Origin of the sequence: Devosia faecipullorum, from assembly GCF_015158295.1 — a bacterium.
GTDB classification, from domain to species: Bacteria; Pseudomonadota; Alphaproteobacteria; order Rhizobiales; family Devosiaceae; genus Devosia; species Devosia faecipullorum.
On record NZ_JACDXV010000002.1, the window covers coordinates 343,182 to 365,831 of the forward strand.

23 protein-coding genes are annotated in these 22,650 nt (G+C 62.3%); 11 read left to right on the forward strand and 12 right to left on the reverse strand.

Annotated features, from left to right (window positions below; all coding sequences use genetic code 11):
* Positions 1 to 27: 27 nt before the first annotated feature.
* From H0482_RS07420 to H0482_RS07470, 11 genes are all read right to left on the reverse strand, one after another.
* Positions 28 to 351 carry a cupin domain-containing protein gene (locus H0482_RS07420; protein ID WP_210319107.1) on the reverse strand — a complete coding sequence of 108 codons (324 nt, stop codon included), beginning with the start codon at positions 349 to 351 and terminating at the stop codon, positions 28 to 30.
* Between the two features lie 4 nt (positions 352 to 355).
* Positions 356 to 1,327: an amidohydrolase family protein gene (locus H0482_RS07425; protein WP_193729409.1), complete on the reverse strand. Its 972-nt coding sequence runs from the start codon at positions 1,325 to 1,327 to the stop codon at positions 356 to 358.
* Complete coding sequence (locus tag H0482_RS07430) at positions 1,327 to 2,898, reverse strand: FAD-dependent monooxygenase (protein WP_193729410.1); 1,572 nt, start codon at positions 2,896 to 2,898, stop codon at positions 1,327 to 1,329. The genes H0482_RS07425 and H0482_RS07430 overlap by 1 nt, the downstream gene beginning before the upstream one ends.
* 2 nt (positions 2,899 to 2,900) lie before the next feature.
* Positions 2,901 to 3,644: an SDR family NAD(P)-dependent oxidoreductase gene (locus tag H0482_RS07435; protein WP_193729411.1), complete on the reverse strand. Its 744-nt coding sequence runs from the start codon at positions 3,642 to 3,644 to the stop codon at positions 2,901 to 2,903.
* Entirely contained in the window at positions 3,641 to 4,549 is a 909-nt protein-coding gene (locus H0482_RS07440; RefSeq protein ID WP_193729412.1) for a fumarylacetoacetate hydrolase family protein, read from the reverse strand. Before H0482_RS07440 ends, H0482_RS07435 begins: the two co-directional genes overlap by 4 nt.
* A 7-nt stretch (positions 4,550 to 4,556) precedes the next feature.
* Positions 4,557 to 4,955, reverse strand: coding sequence for a RidA family protein (locus tag H0482_RS07445; RefSeq protein ID WP_193729413.1), 399 nt, complete (start codon positions 4,953 to 4,955; stop codon positions 4,557 to 4,559).
* Positions 4,956 to 4,968: 13 nt separating this feature from the next.
* Positions 4,969 to 6,024: an Ldh family oxidoreductase gene (locus tag H0482_RS07450; protein ID WP_193729414.1), complete on the reverse strand. Its 1,056-nt coding sequence runs from the start codon at positions 6,022 to 6,024 to the stop codon at positions 4,969 to 4,971.
* Positions 6,024 to 6,434, reverse strand: a complete 411-nt coding sequence (locus H0482_RS07455) for a cupin domain-containing protein (protein ID WP_193729415.1) — start codon at positions 6,432 to 6,434, stop codon at positions 6,024 to 6,026. The genes H0482_RS07450 and H0482_RS07455 overlap by 1 nt, the downstream gene beginning before the upstream one ends.
* A 312-nt stretch (positions 6,435 to 6,746) precedes the next feature.
* A complete protein-coding gene (locus H0482_RS07460; protein WP_193729416.1) occupies positions 6,747 to 7,472 on the reverse strand; it encodes a GntR family transcriptional regulator in 726 nt (241 codons plus the stop codon).
* A 97-nt stretch (positions 7,473 to 7,569) separates the two neighbouring features.
* Positions 7,570 to 8,337 carry an ABC transporter permease gene (locus H0482_RS07465; protein WP_193729417.1) on the reverse strand — a complete coding sequence of 256 codons (768 nt, stop codon included), beginning with the start codon at positions 8,335 to 8,337 and terminating at the stop codon, positions 7,570 to 7,572.
* 1 nt (position 8,338) lies between these two features.
* Positions 8,339 to 9,100 carry an ABC transporter ATP-binding protein gene (locus H0482_RS07470; protein WP_193729418.1) on the reverse strand — a complete coding sequence of 254 codons (762 nt, stop codon included), beginning with the start codon at positions 9,098 to 9,100 and terminating at the stop codon, positions 8,339 to 8,341.
* Between the two features lie 151 nt (positions 9,101 to 9,251).
* Here H0482_RS07470 and H0482_RS07475 point away from each other — a divergent pair, with 151 nt between their 5' ends.
* From H0482_RS07475 to H0482_RS07495, 5 genes are all read left to right on the forward strand, one after another.
* Entirely contained in the window at positions 9,252 to 10,250 is a 999-nt protein-coding gene (locus H0482_RS07475) for an ABC transporter substrate-binding protein (protein WP_193729419.1), read from the forward strand.
* A gap of 301 nt (positions 10,251 to 10,551) precedes the next feature.
* Entirely contained in the window at positions 10,552 to 11,550 is a 999-nt protein-coding gene (locus H0482_RS07480) for a TRAP transporter substrate-binding protein (RefSeq protein ID WP_193729420.1), read from the forward strand.
* A 66-nt stretch (positions 11,551 to 11,616) separates the two neighbouring features.
* Positions 11,617 to 12,105, forward strand: coding sequence for a TRAP transporter small permease (locus H0482_RS07485; protein WP_193729421.1), 489 nt, complete (start codon positions 11,617 to 11,619; stop codon positions 12,103 to 12,105).
* Entirely contained in the window at positions 12,102 to 13,388 is a 1,287-nt protein-coding gene (locus H0482_RS07490) for a TRAP transporter large permease (protein ID WP_193729422.1), read from the forward strand. The genes H0482_RS07485 and H0482_RS07490 overlap by 4 nt, the downstream gene beginning before the upstream one ends.
* A 49-nt stretch (positions 13,389 to 13,437) precedes the next feature.
* Positions 13,438 to 14,934 (forward strand): 3-hydroxyacyl-CoA dehydrogenase, encoded by a 1,497-nt coding sequence (locus tag H0482_RS07495; protein WP_193729423.1) that lies wholly within the window; start codon positions 13,438 to 13,440, stop codon positions 14,932 to 14,934.
* Between the two features lie 117 nt (positions 14,935 to 15,051).
* Here H0482_RS07495 and H0482_RS07500 read toward each other — a convergent pair whose 3' ends face one another.
* Positions 15,052 to 15,801 (reverse strand): IclR family transcriptional regulator, encoded by a 750-nt coding sequence (locus tag H0482_RS07500; RefSeq protein WP_193729424.1) that lies wholly within the window; start codon positions 15,799 to 15,801, stop codon positions 15,052 to 15,054.
* Positions 15,802 to 15,965: 164 nt separating this feature from the next.
* Here H0482_RS07500 and H0482_RS07505 point away from each other — a divergent pair, with 164 nt between their 5' ends.
* From H0482_RS07505 to H0482_RS07530, 6 genes are all read left to right on the forward strand, one after another.
* Positions 15,966 to 17,492, forward strand: a complete 1,527-nt coding sequence (locus H0482_RS07505) for a class I adenylate-forming enzyme family protein (RefSeq protein ID WP_193729425.1) — start codon at positions 15,966 to 15,968, stop codon at positions 17,490 to 17,492.
* Positions 17,489 to 18,298, forward strand: a complete 810-nt coding sequence (locus H0482_RS07510; RefSeq protein WP_193729426.1) for an enoyl-CoA hydratase/isomerase family protein — start codon at positions 17,489 to 17,491, stop codon at positions 18,296 to 18,298. Before H0482_RS07505 ends, H0482_RS07510 begins: the two co-directional genes overlap by 4 nt.
* A gap of 2 nt (positions 18,299 to 18,300) precedes the next feature.
* On the forward strand, positions 18,301 to 19,506 hold the full coding sequence (gene pcaF / locus H0482_RS07515) for a 3-oxoadipyl-CoA thiolase (protein WP_193729427.1): 1,206 nt from the start codon (positions 18,301 to 18,303) through the stop codon (positions 19,504 to 19,506).
* Positions 19,503 to 20,273: an enoyl-CoA hydratase-related protein gene (locus H0482_RS07520; protein ID WP_193729428.1), complete on the forward strand. Its 771-nt coding sequence runs from the start codon at positions 19,503 to 19,505 to the stop codon at positions 20,271 to 20,273. Before pcaF ends, H0482_RS07520 begins: the two co-directional genes overlap by 4 nt.
* 2 nt (positions 20,274 to 20,275) lie before the next feature.
* The gene (locus tag H0482_RS07525) at positions 20,276 to 21,052 is read left to right on the forward strand and encodes an enoyl-CoA hydratase/isomerase family protein (RefSeq protein ID WP_193729429.1); all 777 of its coding nucleotides are present in this window, start codon (positions 20,276 to 20,278) and stop codon (positions 21,050 to 21,052) included.
* Between the two features lie 329 nt (positions 21,053 to 21,381).
* On the forward strand, positions 21,382 to 22,596 hold the full coding sequence (locus H0482_RS07530) for an ROK family transcriptional regulator (protein WP_193729430.1): 1,215 nt from the start codon (positions 21,382 to 21,384) through the stop codon (positions 22,594 to 22,596).
* The last annotated feature ends 54 nt before the right edge of the window (positions 22,597 to 22,650 follow it).

Sequence of the window (22,650 nt, forward strand, 5' to 3'; positions counted from 1 at the left end):
GGGCTTAGGGCGCCATCCCGGCAATGTTCAGGCTTTGCCCTTGAGCTCGACCAGAATGTTGGAATAACGGGCGGTGCCGACATTCTCCAATTCGTGCGGGGTGCCGGGTTCTCGCCACAGCACGTCACCGGGAGCCTCTGATGTCGGGCGCTCGCGGCCATCAGCAAAACGCATGACATTGTCGCCATCGGTCAGGGGTACGACGAGGTAAGGCAGGTCGTGACGGTGCCAGGCCTGGATCTCGCCCGGGTCCAGATCGAGCCTCCAGACACGCACAATGTCGTTCTCGAAGATGATGGTGTCGCCGATAGTGCCCAGTTCCGTGTCCTCGGGCATGGTCTTCGCAGCCATGGATCTATTCCTCAGAAAGTTTGCGCTTCAACAGATTTGGATTGGTCGTCACATAGGCAAGGCGCCGTTCTGGAGCAAAGATTGCCAATTGCTCGGCTGGTTCGATGATCCCCATGGGAAAGGGCCAGTCAGAACCAAAAACCACCTTGTCGGCGCCGAACGTGGCTTCAGCATGAATTGCCGCCGCCTCGCTATGACAGATGCAGTCGACATAGACATTGGGATGGGCGGCGATGGGCGAAGCGGCGTTTTCGAGGCCGGGACGCGCAGTGTCGGCGCCGCGTTGAAAGCGGCCGGCGACCATGGGCAGCAAGCCCCCGCCATGGGCGAAGCAGGTGGTCATGCCTGGATAGCGATCGAGAATGCCTTCAAACATCAGATGCGCAAGAGCGACGGCGGATTCGTAGGGATTGCCCAATAGATTGGTGAGGTAGAAGGATTTCAGCCGCCCATCGGCGCATTCTCCGGGATGGAAGAAGACGAAGCTCCTGGCGTTGTCCAAGGCCTCCCAGAGCGGGGTGAAGGCCGGATCGCCCAGGGTACGGTTATCGCCTGTGCCCGCTGGCATGGCAAAAAAACGGTGACCGCGGGCCGCAGCCTCCCGAACGATATCTACCGCCAGCGCCGGATGTTCGGTGGGCAGATGCAGCAAGGCCGTCAGCTTGCCATTGGCAGCGTCGCAGACCCGCATGAGGCCATCGTTGAGATAACGAAACCATGCCGAAGCCGCCTCGCCCTGCAATTGCTGGCGATATGCCGGCGGCGGGGCGGAGACATAGGCGTGTTCGACCTGATTGGAGTCCATCCACTTGAGCAGCGCGGCGGGGTCATAGATCGTCTTGATCCCGACCTTGTGGCCGTCAATGGTCATGACCCGGCTGGCGTCGCTCCAGCTCACATCGGCGATATTGGCCAGACCGGCTTCATCCACCGGGATCAGATGCGCATGAACGTCGAGGACTATGGGTTCAGTCATCATGCGCGTCCCAGAATCTTCTTGTAGATCGTCGAAATGTCGGCGCCGTTCATCGGCAGGATGGCAGCGACGTGATCGTCGGGGCGAACCAGCACGACCATGTCCTCGCCGATGCCCAGTTTGGTGCGGAGGCGGTTGCCCGAATCGAAGAGGGCGCGGTCGCGCAGCCCGCTGTCCATAGGCGCGTCCCAGCGAGACACGACATAACTCTTGAGGCCCGGCAGATCGTCGGGAGGAAGGACGGGGCGGCGGCGCGCATCGGTGAAATAGAGTGCGACAAAGCTGTCGTCGCACAGATCATGGACATGAAGGCGGCGGCCGGCGCCGTCGAAGATCGGCATGTCGGCAATACGGTCGCCAATGCGCAAGGCATGCCGTCCGGATTTGACGATCGACCAGTCTCCCGCGCCCTCCGGATCCACACGGGCGCTGAGTAGGGTGCGGGTCATGGCCGTGGCCCAGTCCGCATCGTCCTCCGCGCCTGGTGTCGTCGCCAATGCGTTGGCGCCGCCGCCGGTTCCCATCAGCTTGCGCGCGGCCTCAGCCATTTCGCCCGAGCCATGTGCGGCCAGCGGGCGCTGCTCGCGCTCGTAGCCATCGAGCAGGCTGTCATCGGCCCAACCACGCAGCACCCAGGCCAGACGCCAGGGCAGGTTGATGGCGTCGAGCACGCCGGTATTGAGCCCGAGCGCCCACATCGGGGTGATGAGATGGGCCGCGTCACCGGCGAGAAACACCCTGTTGGTCCGCCATTTCGTGGCGATGCGATGGTGGACGCGATAGATAACGGTATTGAGCACTTCGAGCGAGGACACTTCGCCGATGAAGTGCCTTGCCTTGGCCTCTAATTCCTCACGACTGGCTTCCTCGGCGCCCGGCGCCAGCGGGAACAGGAAGCGCCAGCAATGGGGCTGGCGCACCAGGATCATCCATTCCTGCGGGTCGGCGAAATAGGCAAGATAGGGATAGTCGCGCGGATTGTCCTTATCGAGATCGACCTTGATGTCCACCAGCATGTAACGGACGTCGAGCGAGATGCCTTCGACCTCGACGCCGAGCTGGGCGCGAATGGTGGAGCGGCCGCCATCACAGGCGATGAGATAGGAACCCTCCACCTCGATGATCCCCTCGGGCGTCTCGAAACGGGCAACCACACCGTCTTCGACTTCTCGGAAATCGAGCAATTTGTGGCGGAGATTGACCCAGCCTTCCGGCAGGTTATCGAGCCCGCGCGCCAGGATGGGTTCGAGATGGTGCTGCGGAATATTAAGAACGAAGGGGAAGCGGGTGTCGTCAACGAGCTTGTCGAGCTGCACCGACTTGCGGCGCATATTGGTAGCGCGCTCAATGTCGCCGATCTCGTCAACCCGCAGAGCGTCGGCGAGGACGGCCTCGTCCATGCCATAGCGCCGGAAGGCCTCAAGCGTGCGGGTCAGAATGGTGCCGGCCTTGGTGTCAGAGGAGTAGGAACTGTCCTCTTCGAAGGAGCGGAACTCGACATTATAGAATTTGAGGGCGAGCGCCGTCATTAAACCAACGGGACCAGCGCCGACGACGAGAACAGGCTTCATTTTCAGGTATCCATATCCCTGGAATAGGCCATTTCGCGGGTAAGAGCGGACGCGGTCATCGTGGCGGCGTCGGAGAGCAGGAACATCAGCGGGCCAACCACGTCTTCGGCGGAGCCGACGCCCAGCGTGCTCTTCCAACTCTCGCCATCCTGCCCCGGATTGGCATTGCGATATTGCGGGGTGTCGATAACGCCGGGCCAGATAACGTTGACGCGCACCCGATGCTCGGCAACTTCCTTGGCAGCGCTCTTGAGGAAGGCGATCAGCCCGGCCTTGCTGGTGGCATAGGCAGAGGCCTTGGCCCAGCCCTGATTGGCGAGGCCGGAGGAGAAGGCGATGACGGAGCCGCGACGGCGGGCGATCATGCCGGGAATAGCCGCCTGATAGCACCAGACGACGCCATTGAGATTGACGCCGATGACGCGCTCCCATTCAGCCGGATCCATGTCGTGGATAGCGGTGCGTGGCTGGATGGCGGCGCCACAGACCAGACCGTCGATGGCGCCGTGCTCGGCTTCGATGGCGCCGAACATGGCCTGGACCTCGGCGCGGTTCGAGACGTCCAGCCGGCGGGTGTCGATCCGGGCGTCGAGGCCCCGGAGTTCGGCCATGGCCATCTCGTCCCGGTCACAGACGACGGCCTGGGCCCCGGCGGCGGACACCGCCAGCGCCAAGGCGCGACCAATGCCGTTGGCGCCGCCGGTGATGACGATCACATCGCCCTTGCCGTCGAAGTGAGCTTTCATTCAGGTGCACTCATTGATGCGATGTCAGAACTGCCGTGCAGGTCGGTAAGGACCATACGGTTGCGCAATTCGCCCAGCCCGGTGGCTGCCACGACCATTTCGTCACCGTCCTTAAGGCGGACCGCCGGCTCGCGGGCATTGCCGATGCCGGCGGGGGTGCCGGTGATGATGACGTCGCCCACTTCGAGCGTCATGCCGAAGGACAATTCGGCCACCAGTTCGGCAATCGGAAAGGCCATCTGCTTGAGCTTGGCGCTCTGCATGGTCTGTCCGTTAAGGGTCAGAGACAGGGTCATTTCGGGGATGTCGAGTTCGTCGCCGGTGACGATATAGGGGCCGAGCGGCATCGTATTGTCGATGCTCTTGCCCTTGAGCCATTGCCCGCCATGGCGGCGCTGCAAGTCGCGCTGCGAGATGTCGTTGGCGAGGAAATAGCCAAAGACATAATCCAGCGCTTCGGCCTTGGACACCGAACGGCAGCGCTTGCCGATGACGATGGCGACTTCGGCCTCGTAATCCCATTTGGCCGAAATATGAGGATCGTAGGCGACGTCATCATAGGGACCGATAACGGTGTTCGGGCCCTTAGTGAAAAAGGTCGGCGCCTTGGGTGCGTCGACGTCCTGACCTTCGCGCTTGCCCTTGCTCTCTTCGAAATGATCCCAGTAGTTCCAGCCGGTGCACAGAATGTCGCGCGAGAAACGCTGGATCGGGGCCATGAATCTGGCATCGGCCAGCGGCACCTGAACGAGGGTGGGATCGGCTGAAAGAGCCTTGATCGCTTCGGCGCCCTTGCCGATCAGAGTCACCGCGTCGCCGGCATCAGCGAGCAGAACGCGAACGAAAGCGGCTTCGACCAGCCCCACGCGGGGCTGGCCATCCAATTGAATCGTACAGAGTTTCATTTTTTGCCTAGCCGTTCGGCAGCACAGCGATGGCGCTGATTTCGATCAGATAGTCGGGGTTCACCATCTTGGAGACTTCCACCATGGTGGAGGCCGGCATCGGCGCGGCGAAATATTCAGCGCGAATCTTCTGGATGATGGCGAAGTGCTCGATATTGCGGACATAGACGTCGACGCGCACCACGTCGTCGAGGGTGCCGCCGGCCGCTTCAACGGCAGCCTGAACGTTCTGGCAGACCTGGTGGGTCTGCTTTTCGATGCTGCCGATGCCGGCGACGGTGCCGTCAACGGTGCGCGCCGTCATGCCGGAGACGAAGACGAGCTTGCCGCGTGCTTCGATGGCGGTGGCCTGGGAGAAGTGGCCGTTGGGCTTGGCAAGCTTGTCGCTGGTGATGTTGGTCTTCATGACTGCCTCGTAATTAGATGAAAGAACGAAGATCAAGGCCAAGCGCAGTGCCGGCTTCGATCAGGGAATCATAGGCAGCGGCGCTCAGCTTGACGCGGCCGCCTGCGCGCTGACGCGCGGCATGGGCGAATTCGCCCGGTGCATAGACACGATCGACGCCGGGGGCGAGGCGCGATGCGGAAACACGGTCCTGCTCGGACTTGGCGCGCTGCTCATATTCGGGACGCGCCACGAAGTGGCCGACATCGATAGCGATGAAGACATTCGAGCATTGATAGGGGTCGTCGAGCTTGCCATAGAGCGGGCGCACATTGGCGCCCATGGCGCCGCCCGAGAGGCCGCCACTCAACAGGTCGATGATGAAGGCCAGGCCGAAACCCTTGGGGCCTGCCGCCGGCAGCAGCATGCCGTCGATGGCGGCCTTGGGATCGGTGGTGGGGGTGCCTTGGCGGTCGGCAGCCCAGCCTTCGGGAATGGATTGACCGGCCGCGGCCGCATTGCGGATTTTGCCCATGGCCGCAGCGCTCATCGCCATATCCACTTCGGGCGCGAATTCACCGGCACTGGGCACTGCGATGGCGATCGGATTGTTGCCGACCAAGGCTTCGGCGCCACCGGTGACCGGCATCAGCGGACGGGTATTGGACATGACCATGCCGACGCAGCCCTGGTCCGCCAACATGCGCGCATAGCGCCCCGCCGTGCCGAAATGGAAGGCATTGCGGACGGCGATCGTGGCCATCCCGTATTTTCGGGCACGCTCAACGGCCAGATCGACGGCCTGGCGTGCGGTCAACTGGCCGAGGGCGTGGCCTGCGTCCAGAACGACGGCAGCCTCGCGATCACTCAGGATTTCGCCCTTGGAGCGCCTCGATACCGAGCCGGACTTGATGCGGTCCAGATACATGGGAACCAGCATGGCGCCATGGGAGGCAACGCCTTCCAGGTCCGCCGCCACCAGATCTTCGGCGACAATCAGGGCATCGTCGCCGGCAATGCCAAGTGCGGTGAAGCAATCGGCGATGGCCTTGATCAGCGCATCGGCGGCGAGATCATGAGCGGCAGACATCAGCGCGCATCCTCGTCGTTATCATACCAGTCCGGGCGCACCGGATAATGCGGGCCGTCATAGATTTCCACCACGACGGTTTCTTCATGGGCAATCGTGGGGCCATGAACATTGCCCTTGGGATTGCAATAGAAGGCGCCCGGCTTCAGCGTCACGCCGGTCTTGGTGTATTCGTAATGCCCGGAGAGGCAGAACATCATCTGGTTGGATGCATGCAGGTGCGGTGAGGGGATGCCCACGCCCTTCTCGAACTTGATCAGCGCGACGGAAGCGCCAGTCTCGTCATCCCGCCAGAGCATTTTCTCATGCACGCCCTTCAGCGATTTGGGGCGCCAAGGCATCTCGTCGGTCTTGAGCAGCAGCTCCTCGAGGCCCGGGCGCTCGCCACCGATCTTATTCGCATCGCCCATCACGAGCCTCCTGAATTCCATTCGCTTTTCATATGATATTTCAAGTGAAGTGAAAAGCAAGTTCTTTTTGCCAAACACAATAGGTTTCAGGCGTTTAGTTGGGGATGTTGCTGGCGCTGTGCGATGTGTTTTCCACCAAGCACGCCATATTGGATGCGCCCAAGGTCGGCGGCTTTGCTTTGGAGGCGGCGGGGTCTCGTTGTGCCCCGCTACGCACCCTCCGGAATGGCGAGGCATGAAAATTCTCACGCCACGCGGATGTTCCAATGACGCGGCCGGCGCCCCCAAGGGGAGCCGCCCGGCGGAACCGGGCTAGCCGCCGATATGGGGAAAGCGCCCCAGTTTGGGAGCTTGGGCCTGAAGGTGATCGAGCCGTTCATGCAGCGCCCTGATATGGTCGGCCATGGCGTCTCCGGCGGCTTGGTCGTCGCCGGCCGCAATAGCCTGAGCGATCAGCAGGTGCTGCTCATTGCTCTTCGGGACGTCGATAGTCTGCCACAGGTTCAGGTACCAGAACCGGGTGGAGCGCTCGTGCAGCATGCGTCCGAAATCGCCCATCATGCTATTGCCGGACATGCGTCCGATTTCCCGATGGAACCAGCGGTCATTGCTGGTGAAGGCGGGAATGTCGGGAGGATCGACATTGGCGTCGGTCGCGGTGGCTATGGCAAGCAGCTGAGTGACATCGTCGGACGAAAGTTCGCCCGTCTTGACGTTGATGGCGCAATTGCGGGCCAGTTCGGGCTCGACGGTGAGGCGCGCTTCCAGGATCTTGATGATTTCGGCAAGGCTGTCCGGCTGGACAATGATGCCCTTGCGGGGAAGAACTTCTATCAATCCTTCCAGGTGCAGTCGTTGCAGGGCCTGGTGAACAGGTGTGCGGCCAATATTGAGCTGGGCGCAGATCGCGGCCTCATTGAGGTATTGTCCCGGCAGGAAGTGCAGAGCAATCACCTTTTCCTTGATCGCCTCATAGGCCTGATCAACGAGCGACAGCTCGTCGCCACGCGATGTGCTTTTCTCCTTCCTCGAGACCATGTCGTTCCTTTGACTTTCTACGTTTTATACAGGATACAGCGCCGCCCGAAACATCCTAGGCCATTTCGGGCGGCGCCGTAATCTTTTGATCGCCTAACTAGTGCCCGTGGCTTTTGGGCGGCAACCAGCGCGACAGGGCAACTTCGACCAGCTCGATCAGCCCGTAAACGCCCAGGCCCATGAAAGACAAGGCGAAAAGGGCGGCAAAGGCCAGCGGCGTGTTCAATTGCGATGTCGCCGAGAGCAGCAGATAGCCCAGACCGGAGGAGGCGCCCATGAACTCTCCGATAACGGCACCAATGACGGCCAGGGTAATGGCGACCTTGGCCCCGGTCAGCACGTGAGGCAATGCCGCGGGGAACTGCACCTTGGCGAACATCTGCCAGGGCGATGCCTTCATGCTGCGCGCCAGTTCGATCAGTTCACGCGGGGTGGCCCGCAATCCTGCCGCGGTGTCGATGATGATCGGGAAAAAGGCCACCAGCCAGACAATCGCCAGCTTCGATTCAAGGCCCGTGCCCAACCAGACCAGGATCATCGGAGCGAGGGCGACCTTGGGCACCGATTGCAAGGCGACCAGCAGTGGATAGAACATCAGATTGAGCGCCCGCGAATTGGCGATGGCGACGGCTAGGGGGATGCCAATCACCAATGCCAGCAGGAAGCCAAGCAGTGTCTCCTGCAGCGTCACCCAGCTTTCGCGCATGATCAGCGGAAAGCGGTTGATGAAGGCCCAGAACACATCTTCTGGCGCGGGAAGCAGGACCGGGGAGACCTTGATTATTTCGGTCGCGACAATCCATAGGCCCAGAATGAGCAGGAGACCGAGTGTCGGATAGACGAAGCGTTGTAGAGTCGGCGTCATCTCAGTGCCCCTTAATGATGCCAAGTGCCTCGCTGGCGTGGCGCTCTGCTTTGATAAATTCTGGCATGAATCGCATTTCCTGGGTGCGATGTGCCGGGAGTTCGACCGGAATTTCGAGCTGAACGCGGGCGGGACGCCGCGAGAAGACTACGATCCGGTCGGCCAGATAGACCGACTCGGCGACCGAATGGGTAACAAAGAGCACTGCTGCATTGGTCTCGTGCTTTACCTTGAGCAGCAGGTCGTTCATCTCGAGCCGAGTAAACTCATCGAGGGCCCCGAAGGGTTCATCCATCAGCAGCAATTTAGGCTTGTGAATAAGGGCGCGGCACAATGAAACGCGCTGCTGCATGCCGCCGGAAAGTTCATGGGGGCGCGCATGGGCAAAGCCAGCCAGTCCGGTCAGTTCCAGCAATTCATCGGCCCGATCCAGGGCTGAATCGCGCCTGCGCAGGATCTCCATGGGGAAGAGCACATTCTCGCGCACCGTGCGCCACGGCATCAAGCTGGCCTGCTGGAAGACGAAGCCGTAATCCGAATAGGGGCCGTTGACCGGTTTGTCATCCACGACAACCGTCCCGGAAGTGAGCGGCAAGAGGCCCGAAACAATTTTCAGCAATGTCGTCTTGCCGCAGCCGCTCGGTCCGAGCAGCGAGATAAACTCATTCTTTTCGACAGTCAGATTGGCTTCTTCAAGGGCGACGATCTGCCGTTCACCCTCGCCGAACACCTTTCGGACGTTTCTGATTTCTACAAACGACAATCGTCACTACCTCGTCTCTTGCCCTTGGCCGATGCAACAGACACGCCTCAACGCCCTGCGCAAGCACTTGCACTTCACCTGAAATATCTTATGATATGGAAACGGTCAACGCTTCGTGGGACGTGGCCGGTAAAATCACAAGGGAACAACGATGCTTAATAAAATTCTTGGAGTAGCAGCGGCCATTGCCGGCCTTGCTGTGGCGCCAGCGATCGCGCAGGACACCAAATTGACGTTCATTCTCGACTTCATCAGCCTGGGTCGCCACGCGCCATGGTATGTGGCGCTCGAAAAGGGATATTTCGCCGAGGAAGGCCTTGACGTCGAGATACTGCCCTCCAAGGGAACCGCCGACGCCATTCGTGGTGTGGTGACCGGGCTTGCTCCAGTCGGCTTCATCGACGTGCCGAGCCTGGTGGCCGCGGGTCCGAGCGCCGCCGAGATCAAGATCGTCGCCAGTGCCTATGTTGAAGCACCCTATTGTGTGTATTCGCTCAATCCCGGCGCCAATATCACCTCCGCCGAACAGCTGGTCGGCCTGAAGTTCGGGTCGAGCTCCGCTTCGTTCCTGCCGCAGATCTGGCGTGCCGTCATGAACATGAACGGCCTGGATCCCTCGACGCTGGAAGTGGTCAATGTGGACGCCGGTGCGCGCGTGCCGATGCTGGCGGCTGGCCAGATCGACGGCGTCGATCAGTTCCTCATGGCAGCTCCGGCGATCAAGCGCGCCGCGCCCGACAAGGAGCCGGTCTGCCTTTTCGCGCCCGATCTCGGTCTTGATATCTATTCGAACTCCATCGGCTTCAACAAAGCCTTCCTCGAAGCCAATCCCGATACCGCCAAGGCTTTCGTCCGTGCTGCCCTCAAGGGCTGGCAGTACACGATGGCCAATCGCGACGAAGCCGCAGACATCATGGTCGGCCGCGTTGAAACGCTCGACCGGGATATTGTGCGAGAAGAGATCGACCTGCTTGAGCGCATCGCCATGAACGATGACGTTGCTGAAAATGGCTTTGGCTATATCGATATTGAGAAGATGGCTCGTACCGTGGCCTTTATCAACGACAATGTTGAAATTGAGGGTGCGAAGCTGACTGCCGAAGACGTCTATGTCCCCGGCTATCTGCCGGAGGAGCCCGTCCGTCCGTAGGCGGACCAATGGCCTGATTTGCGCCGCCCTTCGGGGCGGCGCATTTGTTTTTACGGCAGACAAGGCTCGAAGCCGCTGCGCATGAGCTGTGCCTGCCGGTCTGACCGGCGCTTCGTCGCAGCCGCCAGCCCCGGTCCTTCCTTCAGGCGATATGTCGGGGCGCTGGGATCAGGCGGCATGAGTCAACATTAATTGCAGAAAAAGATTTCGCACAGCGGAACAAACTTGCTCGACAGCGGGGAAAATAGCGACTTAGGCTTCGACTAGAATGCATTTGGTTCGAATACCTCTGGAGGGGGCAATGAAACTTCCCACTTGGCTAGCTCTGTCGGCATTGCTGATGTCGTCCGTTGCGGTTCAGGCACAGGACTATACGATCAAGGTCGCGTCTTCGACGGCGAATGACGTCATCCAGGTCTGGATGGACGCCTTCAAGGCCGGCATCGAGGCGCAATCCGCTGGGCGCATTGTGGTTGAACTCTATCCGGCCAATCAGCTGGGGCAGGTGCCTGCCACCATCGAGGGTGTGTCGTTCGGCACGATCGAAGTGACCGTGCCGGCCTCCGGCTTCTTCATTCCGATGGATTCGCGCTTCGAGGTTCTCGACGTGCCGAGCCTGTTCAGCGACATGGACCATGCCGCGCGCGTGCTTGCCGATCCGGAAGTGGTGGAGCGGATCTCGACCTATGGCAATGATCGTGGATTGGTGCCGATCGCGGTATTCCCGCATAGCCCGATGGGCGTGCTGACCATCAATGGCGTGCCGACCATGGAATCCTTGACCGGGCAGCGCATCCGCGCGGTCGGTCCTACGGCTCTGCATATCGAGCCGCTGACCAGCCTGGGCGCCTTGCCGACGGCAATGCCGCTGGGCGAGGTGATGCCAGCGATGCAGAACAAGATGGTGGACGGGCTGATGGCCGGCGTGTCGGTATTCCCGTCGCTGCGCTTCTATGACATCGCCAAGGACATCACCCTGTTGCCCAACAGCTACGCCTTCGCGGCCGCCGTGGCCAGCCAGGACTTCCTGGCACGGCTTGATGACGAATTGGGCGCCATGGTTCGCCAGGAGGCGCTCAACGCCACCGCAGTGGCCAATCAATGGAACGTAGAAGCCGTCAGCAAGGCCATGGCCACCTGGCGCGAAAATGGCGGTACGGTGGTGAGCTGGACCGCCGAAGAGGATCAGAGCTATCTCGCCAATATCGAGGCGCATCTGCCAAAGATTCTCGAATCGAACCCGGCTCTTGGGCCTGAGATCGATTTCATGCGGGAAGCAGCTGCGCGTCTTGCGCAATAGTTCCAACAATAGTCCCGTCCGCTGGCCCTGATGCCAGCGGACGGTTCACTTTGCCCGGGGGAAAGCGTGAAATTCATCCAGACGGCCAGCGGTCTGCTCAAGACGGTGCTGGCGTTGGCGCTGATCGGCCTGGTGCTGATGAGCTGCGTCAATATCGTGTTGCGCTACCTGTTCAACGTGAACTGGATCGCCGCCGACGAGATTCAGGTCTTCATCATGATCGCCATCGCTTTCATCGGTGCCATCGTGGTGAGCGCCGAGGGCCGGCAATTGCGGGTCGATGTGCTGGGGCAAATGGCAACACCCATCGTGCAGAAAATGCTCGGTTTGCTCGAGGCGCTGGTGACCACGCTGGTCAGCGGCTTTGTCGCCTATCATTCCTGGGCCTTCCTCGCCCGGGCCTTTGCCATGGGGCAGCGCGGCGGCTCGTCGGGCATTCCCATGTGGATCCCCCATGCCAGCGTCACTTTGTGCTTTGCCGCCCTGACCCTGCTGGGCCTGCTGAAAATCGTCGAGGCTATAAGGTCTCTGAGCGCCGGGGAGCGCGCCGCATGATCTGGACCCTGGCTTTTGTTCCCGTCGCGCTGCTGGTGCTGGGATTTCCGATTTTTCTGGTACTGCTGAGCGGAGTGACGCTCAGCCTCGTTTTGTTCATGAACATGCCGATGGCGGTATTGCAGCAGACACTGTTCGCCTCGGTCAACGCCTATACGCTTTTGGCGCTGCCCTTCTTCATCTTCGCCGGCGAATTGATGGACCGTGGCGGCATTGCCTCGCGGCTGGTCAATCTCGTTCAGGCCAGCATGGGCCGTGTGCCTGGCAAGCTGCCGCTGACTGCGGTGGGCACCGGCGCCATTTTCGGCGCTATTACCGGCGTCGGTGCTGCCTCGGTCGCCACTGTGGGCAAGGTCACCTATCCGCCGCTGCGTAAGGCCGGCTATGGCGAAGAATTCTCCGCCGGCCTGTTGGTCTCTGTGGGCGCGGTCGGCGTTATCCTGCCGCCCTCGATCCCGATGATCATCTATGGCGCCTCGGCCGAACAGTCGATTCCGCGGCTTTACGCGGCCGGCATCGGTCCAGGTCTTTTGATCCTGCTGCTGCTGGCCCTCTATAGCATGTGGGTCGGTCGCACGGTCGATGGCCCCTCCGAGCGCTTCAGCCTTGCCCGTTTCGGGTCAGCGCTCAAGGATGGCATCTGGGCACTGGGCGTGCCGGTCGTCATCCTCGGCGGCATTTACGGCGGTATATTCTCGCCTACCGAGGCGGCGGCAGTAGCCTGCCTTTACGCCATGGTGGTGACGGTGTTCGTCATGCGCGAACTCGATTTTTCCGGCGTTTTGGCAGCAGCGCGCAATACGGTGGTGTTCACCGCGCAAATCCTTTTGATCGTGGCCTGTGCCGGTGTGTTCTCCTGGATCATTACCGTCAATCAGGTGCCGGCCAACATCGTGGGCTGGATGCAGAGCCTTAATATCGAGTCCTGGGTGTTGATGATCGTCATCAACATCCTATTGCTGGCGGTGGGCTGCGTGCTCGATCCGCTTTCGGCAATTCTTCTGCTGACGCCGCTGCTGCTGCCGGTGATTGTCGCCATCGGTGTCGATCCCATCCATTTCGGCATGATCATCACGGTCAACCTCGCCATAGGCCTGTTTACGCCACCGATGGGAATGAACCTGTTCGTACTGCAATCGATGTTCGGCACCAAGCTGTCGGTGGCGTTCCGCGGCACCATTCCTTTCCTCGGCATCTACCTCCTCGCCCTGGCGCTGGTGACCTTCGTGCCGGCGATCTCGGAATTCGGGGTGAACCTGTTCATGCCGACGCAAGGCAATTGATGTGACGGGCAGGGCGGCGGTCGCCGCCCCTGCATCAGGAGATAATTCAATGACTATTCTGACCGGCAGCGACCTCATCATTGGGGTCGCAGGTGCGGGAGCAATGGGGGCGGGGATCGCCCAGGTCGCGGCAGCCTCGGGTCGCATGGTGCTGGTGTTCGACAGTCGGCCCGGCGCGGCGGCTGCGGCGCGGGAGGGGGTGCTGGCTCGCTTCGCCCGCCGGGTCGCCGACGGCAAGGAAGACGCCAGGGCGCTGGACATGCTGGCCAGCAATCTGCGGGCGGTGGACGAGCTGAGCGCGCTGGCGCCCTGCGGTCTGGTCATCGAAGCCATTATTGAGGACGTGGAGGCCAAGCGCGCGCTATTTGCCGAACTGGCCGGACTGGTGAGCGCCGACGCGGTGCTGGCCTCCAATACCTCCTCGATCCCGATCGGGGTGCTGGCCGCCCGGCTGCCAAATCCCGAACGGGTCGTGGGGCTGCATTTCTTCAATCCCGTGCCGGTCATGAGGCTGGTCGAGGTGATCCGCACCCCCGGCACTGCCGATTGGGTGATCGAGGGGCTGCTGGCGCTGGCCCGCGCCATGGGACGGACGCCAGTGGAAGTGCGCGACACGCCGGGCTTTCTGGTCAATTTCGGCGGCCGCGCCTATACGACCGAGGCGCTGGCAATCGTCCAGGAAAACGTCGCCACGCCGGCCCAGATTGATGCCATCATGCGCGATTGCTGTGGCTTCCGCATGGGGCCGTTTGAGCTGATGGACCTGACCGGCATGGACGTCAACTACCCGGTCACCGCCTTCGTGCATCAGAACCATTTCGCCGATCCCCGGCTGCGCTCGACGCCGCAGCATCGCTATCTCTTCGATGTCGGCCAGCTTGGCCGCAAGACCGGGCGCGGCTTTTTCGATTATGGCGAGGGCGCCGTCCGGCCCGATGCCGATACGCGCAGTGACGTCGCGCCGGCCAGTGTCGTGGTGGTGCCGGAGCCAAATGCGGCACTCCTGGCGCTGCTGGGCGAGATCGGCGTACCGGTGCTGGCGCAGGACGACGGGCGCGCGCCGATCCTTGTAGCGCTGACGGGAGAGGATGGCTCGAGCTTCTGCGCTCGAACCGGCGCCGACCATCGCCGGCTGGTGGCGCTGGACCTGGCGTTCAATGTGTCCAAGCGAGTGACGCTGATGACCCCGCCGCAGGTCGATAAGGACGTGCTCGCCTCGGTCGTGGCGCTGTTTGTCGCCACACGTGCGGTCACGGTGATCGCCGACTCCGCCGGCTTCGTTGCGCAGCGTATTTGCGGCATGGTGGCCAATCTGGGCTGCGAAATGGCGCAGATCGGGCTGGCGCGTCCGACCGACATCGATATTGCGATGCAGCTTGGCCTCAATTACCCGCTGGGGCCGCTGGCTCTGGCTGACCGCATGGGCACGGATGTGCTGTTCGAAGTGATGAGCCAATTGCAGCGGCAGAGCGGCGATGACCGCTACCGGCCGAGCCAATGGTTGCGCCGTCGGGCCCAATTGGGCCTGTCGGCCCTGGCCGAATAGGGCTGCTGGGAGCACTGGATCATCTCATCGTTTCGTTGAAACGGCGAGGTGATCCAAGCCCTTGTTTTGGTCGCGTTTCCGAGCCGCAAATCCATTGCCACTTTTGCTGGAAGCGCTCTAAACCTGTTCGAGGCGTTGAGCGACCGTGCGGATCGCTTCGGTCAAGGGACCGCGCATGATTGTCTCCGAGACGCTGCCGGTGGAGATGGGGATGGTCAGCGCCGCCACTTCATTGGCCGTGCGCACGGCCACCGAGACGCCGCCGATACCTGGCCGCCAGGCGTCGCGGATCATGGCGATGCCGTCCGCCGTGGCCTGTTCGTAGCAACGATCGAAAACCGCCATATCGCCCTGACGCGCGGTGATATAGCTGCGTACCCGGGTCGCCAGCGTGCGGCGTTCCCGTTCGGGCAGGGCGGCCATGAGGGCAATGCCGGCGGCGGAGACGGCGATGGGCAAACGGCCGCCCATTGCCAGGCGAACCGCCACCATATTGGTTCCGGGAACCACTTCCACGAAGGTGATATGCAAGCCATCCCGCACGGCCAGCGCTGCGGTTTCGCCGGTCATTTCGGCCAGATGCTTGAGCAGGGGCCGGGCGCGCTCGATCAGCGACATGCCCGCTAGGATCGGATAGCCCAGCGCCAGATTTTTCGGCGTCAGTTCATAGGCGCGCCCACCGGGGGCGAGCCGGGTATAACCGAGCGCGGTGAGGGTGTGGGTGAGGCGCGACACGGTCGACGGTGCCAATTGCGTCGCCTTGGACAATTCGCCATTGCTGAGCGGCCGCTGGGCCCGCGACAAAGCCTCCAGCAGGCCCAGGCCGCGCGCGAGGGCATCCACGAATTGCCGGTCGGCAGCCGCCATTCTTCTCTCCAAATCTTTCCGCTGTGCAAAAAGAATTTTCGCAGTTATCGGTTGCGATTAGCATGGCTATCGCCGATTGTCGAGCATGACGGGTCCGCCAAAACGGGCTGCGATTGCGTATTTCCCCTGGCGTTCGCGCCAAAATGCCGAGGTAAATCAGTCCGATGCTGACCGGCGATATCCTGCGGCGCTCCGCCGAGCGCTTTCCGAACAAACCGGCCGTGCTGTGGCAGGGGACGTCCCTGACCTACGCCGATCTCAACGCCAATGCCAATCGTCTCGCCAATGCCTTGCATGGCTTGGGCGTGAGCAAGGGCGCCAAGGTGGGGATCGTCAGCCGTAACCGCGCCGACTACGCCATTGCCTTTTTCGGTGTGGCAAGGTCCGGGGCGGTGCTGGTCAATGTGTCGGTGCTCTATGCTCCCGAGGAGCTGCATTTCGTCCTCGACAAGGCCGATGTCGAGGTGCTGCTGATAGAGGATGTGTTCCTCGACAAGCTCCAATCCATCCGCGGGCGGCTCGACAAGGTCAAGTCGGTCTGGGTGATCGGCGGCGCCGGGGCGGATCGCTTTGAGAGCCTGCTGGCGCAAGGTGGCGAGGACTATCCGGCGGTGGAGATCGGCGAGGACGATCCCTTCTGCATGACCTATACCGGCGGCACGACCGGGCGGCCCAAGGGCGTGTTGTGCAGCCATCGCAATCGGGTGATCACCGCGCATACCGTGGCCGTTGAAGAGGCGCTCGACGAGCGCGATGTGGTCGGCATTGTCACGCCGATGTTCCATGTCGCCGCGCTCAATATCATGTTCCAACCGGCCATGCTGGTGGGCGCTACCGTCACCTTCCTTTCCAAATGGGGCGTGGCCGATTTCGCCGCCATGGCGCGCGAGACCAGGATGACGGCGGCCTTCATGGTGCCGACCCAGGTGGCGATGATGCTCACCGATCCCGGCTTCGATCCGGCCAATTTCACCACTTTCGGCAAGCTCACCTTTGCCGGTGCACCCATGCCCGATTGGGTGCAGCGCGAGCTGATGGAAAAGCTGCCGGCAGTGAAGATGACCCAGATTTACGGCCAGTCCGAAGTGGGCGTGCTGACGGCGCTGCGGCATTGGTATCTGCCCGAGAAACTGTCCTCCATCGGGCGGCAGGCATTCAACGTCGACGTCGCGGTGGTTGATCCCGACGGTCGGCCGGTCGCGCCGGGCGAGATCGGCGAAATCGTCTCGCGCGGCCACAATGTGATGCTCGAATATTATAACGAACCCGAGCAGACCAAGGCGTTTTTCCGCCATGGCTGGGGCTGGACCGGCGATGTCGGCACCATCGATGAAGCCGGCTTCATCACGCTGGTGGACCGATCCAAGGACATGATCATTTCGGGGGGCGAAAACGTCTATCCCAAGGAAATCGAGAATGTCATCTACGAACTGCCCGAAGTGAGCGAATGCGCTGTTTTCGGCATTCCCGACGACAAATGGGGCGAAGTTCCAGCGGCCTATGTGGTGCTCAAAAAGGGCGCCGTTTTGGCCGAAGATAGATTGGTCGAGCATTGCGCCGGGAAGCTGGCCCGCTTCAAGCGGCCCCGCATCGTCAAATTCCTTGAGGCTTTCCCCAAGACCTCGATGGGCAAGATTCAGAAAAACGTCCTGCGCGAAAGCTACTGGCAGGGACGGGAGAAGAAGATATGACTGATCGCTACGCCGACTATAAGCGGCTCCGTTTCGATTGGCCGGAGGAGCGCATCCTGCGCATCACCATGGACAATCCGGGCCGGCTCAATTCCGCCGACGCTGTCATGCATGGCGAATTGGTGCGCGTCTGGCGCGACATTGACGCCGATTCTAAGGTCAATGCGGTGATCATTCGCGGCGCCGGCGAGGCCTTTTCCTCTGGCGGCGATCTCGATCTGGTGAAGGAAATGACCGAGGATTTCGGCACCCTGACCCGGGTGTGGAAGGAGGCGCGCGACCTCGTCTACAATATCATCAACTGCTCCAAGCCGTTGGTATCGGCGATGCAGGGCCCTGCCGTCGGCGCCGGGCTCGTCGCGGGTCTGTTGGCGGATGTGTCGATTGCCGGGCGCAATGCCCGCATCATCGACGGCCATACCCGGCTGGGCGTGGCTGCGGGCGATCATGCCGCCATCGTCTGGCCGCTGCTATGCGGCCTGGCCAAGGCGAAATATTACCTCTTGCTGTGCGAGGCGCTGAGCGGGGAAGAAGCCGAACGGATCGGGCTGGTTTCGCTCTGCGTCGATGACGATCAGGTGCACGAGAAGGCCCTGGAAGTGGCGCGCAAGCTGGCCAAGGGTTCGCCCTCGGCGCTGCGCTGGACCAAATATGCGCTCAACAATTGGTTGCGCATGGCCGGGCCCACTTTCGATACGTCGCTGGCGCTCGAATTCATGGGCTTCACCGGTCCGGATGCCCGCGAGGGTCTGGCTTCGCTCAAGGAAAAGCGCCGCCCCAATTTCAATCCCGACTCGGCGCTCTGAGCATGACCCAGGCCTATATCTGTGCCGGCGTCCGCACGCCGATCGGCCGCTATGGCGGCGCGCTGGCCGGCTTCCGTCCCGATGACCTGGCCGCCCATGTCATCAAGGCGCTGCTGGAGCGGGTGCCCAATCTCGCCGATGCGCCCATCGACGATGTCTATATGGGCTGCGCCAACCAGGCCGGCGAGGACAATCGCAATGTCGCGCGCATGGCTGGATTGCTGGCCGGGCTGGCGGTCGATGTGCCGGGGCTGACGTTGAACCGGCTCTGCGGTTCGGGGCTCGATGCGGTCGGACTGGCGGCGCGCAGCATCCGCGCCGGAGAGGCCGACCTGATCATTGCCGGGGGCGTCGAATCGATGTCGCGCGCGCCCTTCGTCATGGGCAAGGCCGAAACCGCCTATGCGCGGCAGGCCGAGCTTCATGACACCACCATTGGCTGGCGCTTCGTCAATCCGCTGCTGGAACGGCAATATGGCATCGATTCCATGCCGGAAACCGCCGAGAACGTGGCCGAACAATTTGGCATTTCCCGCGCCGATCAGGACGCCTTTGCGCTGCGCTCGCAGGAGCGTACGGCGCGGGCGCAGGAGAGCGGCCGCCTTGCCGAGGAAATCGTGGCGTTGCAGCAGGTGCAGCGCAAGGGGCCGGCTTTGACCATCGAGCGCGACGAACATCCGCGCGCGACCACGTTGGAGCAATTGAGCCAGTTGCGCACACCGTTCCGCGCCAATGGCACGGTGACGGCCGGCAATGCCTCGGGGGTCAATGATGGGGCGGCGGCGCTGCTGATCGCTTCGGAACGGGCGGTCGAGCGTTATGGGCTGACGCCGCTGGCGCGGATCACCGGGCTGGCGACAGCCGGGGTTGAGCCGCGCATCATGGGGATCGGACCCGCACCGGCGACGCGCAAGCTGCTGGCGCGGCTGGGCCTGTCCATCGGCGACATGGATGTTGTGGAGCTGAACGAGGCTTTTGCCGCCCAAGCGTTGGCGGTGCTCCGCGACCTGGGGCTGCCCGACGCGGCCGAACACGTCAATCCCAATGGCGGCGCCATTGCGCTTGGCCATCCCCTGGGCATGTCGGGGGCCAGGCTGGCGCTGACGGCGGCGCTAGAATTGAAACATCGCCAGACCCGGAATGCCCTCTGCACAATGTGTGTCGGCGTCGGACAGGGCATTGCCCTCACGCTGGAGGCGGTGGCATGAGTGAAGTGCTTCTGGAGCGTCCTTCGTCGGCAGTGGCCATTGTGCGGCTCAACCGGCCCGAAGTGCGCAATGCGCTCAACCTGTCGATACGCCAGCAATTGGCCGAGACCTTCAAGGCGCTGGCGGGTGACCAGCAATTGCGCTGCGTGGTCCTCACCGGCAACGAGCAGGCCTTTGCCGCCGGCGCCGATATTGCCGACATGTCGCGTATCGACGCCATCGAAATGTATCATCGCCACACCGAGCGCCTATGGGGCGCGGTCGGCGAATGCGCGGTGCCGGTCATTGCGGCGGTCAATGGCTTTGCCCTCGGTGGCGGGCTCGAACTGGCCATGCATGCCGACATCATCATCGCAGGCAAGGGCGCCCGGCTCGGGCAGCCCGAAGTCAATGTCGGCATCATGCCGGGCGCGGGCGGCACGCAGCGCCTTACCCGTGCCGTCGGCAAATTCCGCGCCATGCTGATGTGCTTGTCGGGAGAAATCGTCACGGCGGACGAGGCCTTTGCCATGGGCCTGGTCAGCCGCGTGGTCGACGATGCCGAAGTGCTCGACAATGCGCTGGCCTTGGCCGAGAAAATCGCCCGCATGCCGCCGATTGCCGTGGCGCAGATAAAGGAAGTCATCCTTCTGGGGGCCGATGCGCCGCTGGCGACAGCGCTGGCGCTGGAGCGCAAGGCGGTGCAATTATTGTTCGCCAGCCGCGACAAGGCGGAAGGCATGACGGCGTTCCTGGAAAAGCGCCGGCCCAACTATAGCGGGCAATGAGCATGGATGAGCTCGTGCGCCTGCGCATCGAGTCGGGCGTGGCCTATCTGACGCTGAACCGGCCCGCCAAGCTCAATGCCATTTCCATCCCGCTGCGTGACGCGCTGCTGGAAGCGCTGGCCAGTATCCGCGCCGACAAAACCATCGGCTGCGTGGTGCTGGACGCCGAAGGGCGTGCCTTTTGCGCCGGTCAGGATCTCGAGGAACGGGCGCCGATTCTGGACGGCGAGGACATGGATCTGGGGCAGGCACTGAGCGAGGGCATCAATCGTGTCATTGCCGAACTCGTCGCCTTGCCGCAGCCGAGTATCGCCGCCGTGCAGGGGGTGGCATTGGGAGCAGGAGCCAGTCTGGCGCTGGCCTGTGACCTCGTGGTCATGACTCCGGCCGCGGCGCTGGATTTCGGCTTCGTGCGCCTGGGCCTCGTGCCCGATAGCGGCGCCAGCTGGCTGCTACCGCGCAAGGTTGGTTCGGCGCGGGCCTCCATGTGCCTGTTGACCGGCGCCCGTATCGGGTCGACGCAATCGCTGGCATGGGGATTGGCCAGCGCCGTGGCCGAAACCGAGCCGGAACTGCGCGCCATGGTGGAAGAAATGGCCGCCAATATTGCCCGATTGCCCCCAAGCGCCGTCCAGGCGACCAAGACCCTGCTGGAGCACAGTGGCGGTCAGACCCTGGGCGGGCAATTGCGGCGCGAGGCCGAGGCGCAGGCTCTACGGGGCCGTAGCCAGGACTACAAGAAAGCGCTCGCCCGCTTCCTGAAGCGCTCTGATGGTTGAGTGCAGCCGTCCCTAGCCGATTGGAGGATTTCATGCAGATTGCTCCTCCTCTGGCACTGCCCTTCACTGGGTGAAGGCAGGCTCCCGCCTCGGCTTTTCCACCATAAGGGCGGACCCGATGACATGTCGGCACAAGCGGCGGTAATCCCAAGCCAAGTCTATCCAATATAATGCAATTCCAGCCTCAGTTGCACGCCAAGTCGCAGCGCTGACGGCGCTGGCGGGAACCAATTGGTCTCGGATTGCGCCGTGCGATCGAGATAGCCGGTTGACTCTTTTCGTGCTCCATAGAATAGTTCGTCTAGTTGCCGAACTAATTGGATCGCGCCTTGAGTGAATCGCTTCGCCTCTCCCGCCAGTTCTCCCTGCGCTCCGTCGTGGAAGCCATTGTCCAGGGTGGCGCGATCTCGCGTGCCTCCATCGCCAAGCAGACCGGCCTGTCCAAGCAGACCATTTCGGAAGTGATGCGCCAGCTTGAAGACGAAGGCTGGGTGCGCGAAACCGGACGCACCAGCGGCCATGTGGGGCGCACGGCGGTCACCTATGAGATCGTTCCTACCGCGGCCTATATCGGAGCCGTCGATCTGGGCGGCACCAAGGTGCGTGTCGCGATCTGCAACCTTGCCTGTCAGGTGATCGGCGAAGTGATGGAGCCGACCCATAAGGATGGCGGCGCCGCCATCATCGCCCAGATTGCCCGATTGATGCAAAATGCCGCCGAAAACTGCGGCATCGAGATGGCGAAGCTGCGCATCGCGGTGATCGGCGTGCCGGGCGCGCCCCAGGCCGATAGCGGCAAGGTTCTGCTCGCCCCCAATATTGCCGGCTTCGACCAGATGGACGTGGCCTCCGAACTGGAGTCGGCGCTCGGTTGCGATGTCATGCTGGAAAATGACGTCAACCTCGCCGTGCTCGGGGAAAGCTGGCTGGGCGTCGGGCAGGGGCACGACAATCTGGCCTATATCGCCCTGGGCACGGGCGTTGGCAGCGGCTTGATGCTCAATGGCCAATTGGTTCGCGGCGCCAACAATGCGGCGGGCGAGCTGGGCTTTCTGCCTTTCGGCGCCGATCCGTTCGAGCCGGAATCGCTACGGGCAGGTGCCTTCGAGCGGTTGGCGGCGTCCTATGGAATCCTGGCGCGCTATCGCAGCCTTGCCGGATCCGATGCGAGCGTCCCCGCCATCTTCGACAAGGCCAATGCTGGCGAGGCCCATGCCGTTGCCGTGCTCGACGAGACCGCGCGGCTTCTGGCCCGAGGCATTGGCGCGATTGCCGCCATTGCCAATCCCGACAAGGTCATTCTCGGCGGCTCGATCGGCACAAGAGAGGAATTGGTGGCGCGCGTCAAAGCGATGCTGCCCATCTGCTTTCCCTATTCGGTCGCGGTGGAAGCCAGCGAATTGGGGGAGCATGCGGCTCTGGTTGGCGCGACCGCCATTGGCCTCAATCATCTGCATAATACGCTTTTTGGCGCCGATGCGCCCGAATCCCGCATTTCGCTGCCCCCGGCCAATGCCGTTTCGATACGCGAGGCGCTCAATTGATCCCTGCATGCCGGCCCATGCGTGACGCCTGCTCCGCCCCTGCGCCAGAAACCG

Bases quoted from the DNA above. Each gene is read 5' to 3' on its own strand.
- H0482_RS07420 (WP_210319107.1), bottom strand. From the start codon at position 351: ATGGCTGCGAAGACCATGCCCGAGGACACGGAACTGGGCACTATCGGC.
- H0482_RS07425 (WP_193729409.1), bottom strand. From the start codon at position 1,327: ATGACTGAACCCATAGTCCTCGACGTTCATGCGCATCTGATCCCGGTG.
- H0482_RS07430 (WP_193729410.1), bottom strand. From the start codon at position 2,898: ATGAAGCCTGTTCTCGTCGTCGGCGCTGGTCCCGTTGGTTTAATGACG.
- H0482_RS07435 (WP_193729411.1), bottom strand. From the start codon at position 3,644: ATGAAAGCTCACTTCGACGGCAAGGGCGATGTGATCGTCATCACCGGC.
- H0482_RS07440 (WP_193729412.1), bottom strand. From the start codon at position 4,549: ATGAAACTCTGTACGATTCAATTGGATGGCCAGCCCCGCGTGGGGCTG.
- H0482_RS07445 (WP_193729413.1), bottom strand. From the start codon at position 4,955: ATGAAGACCAACATCACCAGCGACAAGCTTGCCAAGCCCAACGGCCAC.
- H0482_RS07450 (WP_193729414.1), bottom strand. From the start codon at position 6,024: ATGTCTGCCGCTCATGATCTCGCCGCCGATGCGCTGATCAAGGCCATC.
- H0482_RS07455 (WP_193729415.1), bottom strand. From the start codon at position 6,434: ATGGGCGATGCGAATAAGATCGGTGGCGAGCGCCCGGGCCTCGAGGAG.
- H0482_RS07460 (WP_193729416.1), bottom strand. From the start codon at position 7,472: ATGGTCTCGAGGAAGGAGAAAAGCACATCGCGTGGCGACGAGCTGTCG.
- H0482_RS07465 (WP_193729417.1), bottom strand. From the start codon at position 8,337: ATGACGCCGACTCTACAACGCTTCGTCTATCCGACACTCGGTCTCCTG.
- H0482_RS07475 (WP_193729419.1), top strand. From the start codon at position 9,252: ATGCTTAATAAAATTCTTGGAGTAGCAGCGGCCATTGCCGGCCTTGCT.
- H0482_RS07480 (WP_193729420.1), top strand. From the start codon at position 10,552: ATGAAACTTCCCACTTGGCTAGCTCTGTCGGCATTGCTGATGTCGTCC.
- H0482_RS07490 (WP_193729422.1), top strand. From the start codon at position 12,102: ATGATCTGGACCCTGGCTTTTGTTCCCGTCGCGCTGCTGGTGCTGGGA.
- H0482_RS07495 (WP_193729423.1), top strand. From the start codon at position 13,438: ATGACTATTCTGACCGGCAGCGACCTCATCATTGGGGTCGCAGGTGCG.
- H0482_RS07500 (WP_193729424.1), bottom strand. From the start codon at position 15,801: ATGGCGGCTGCCGACCGGCAATTCGTGGATGCCCTCGCGCGCGGCCTG.
- H0482_RS07505 (WP_193729425.1), top strand. From the start codon at position 15,966: ATGCTGACCGGCGATATCCTGCGGCGCTCCGCCGAGCGCTTTCCGAAC.
- H0482_RS07510 (WP_193729426.1), top strand. From the start codon at position 17,489: ATGACTGATCGCTACGCCGACTATAAGCGGCTCCGTTTCGATTGGCCG.
- pcaF (WP_193729427.1), top strand. From the start codon at position 18,301: ATGACCCAGGCCTATATCTGTGCCGGCGTCCGCACGCCGATCGGCCGC.
- H0482_RS07520 (WP_193729428.1), top strand. From the start codon at position 19,503: ATGAGTGAAGTGCTTCTGGAGCGTCCTTCGTCGGCAGTGGCCATTGTG.
- H0482_RS07525 (WP_193729429.1), top strand. From the start codon at position 20,276: ATGGATGAGCTCGTGCGCCTGCGCATCGAGTCGGGCGTGGCCTATCTG.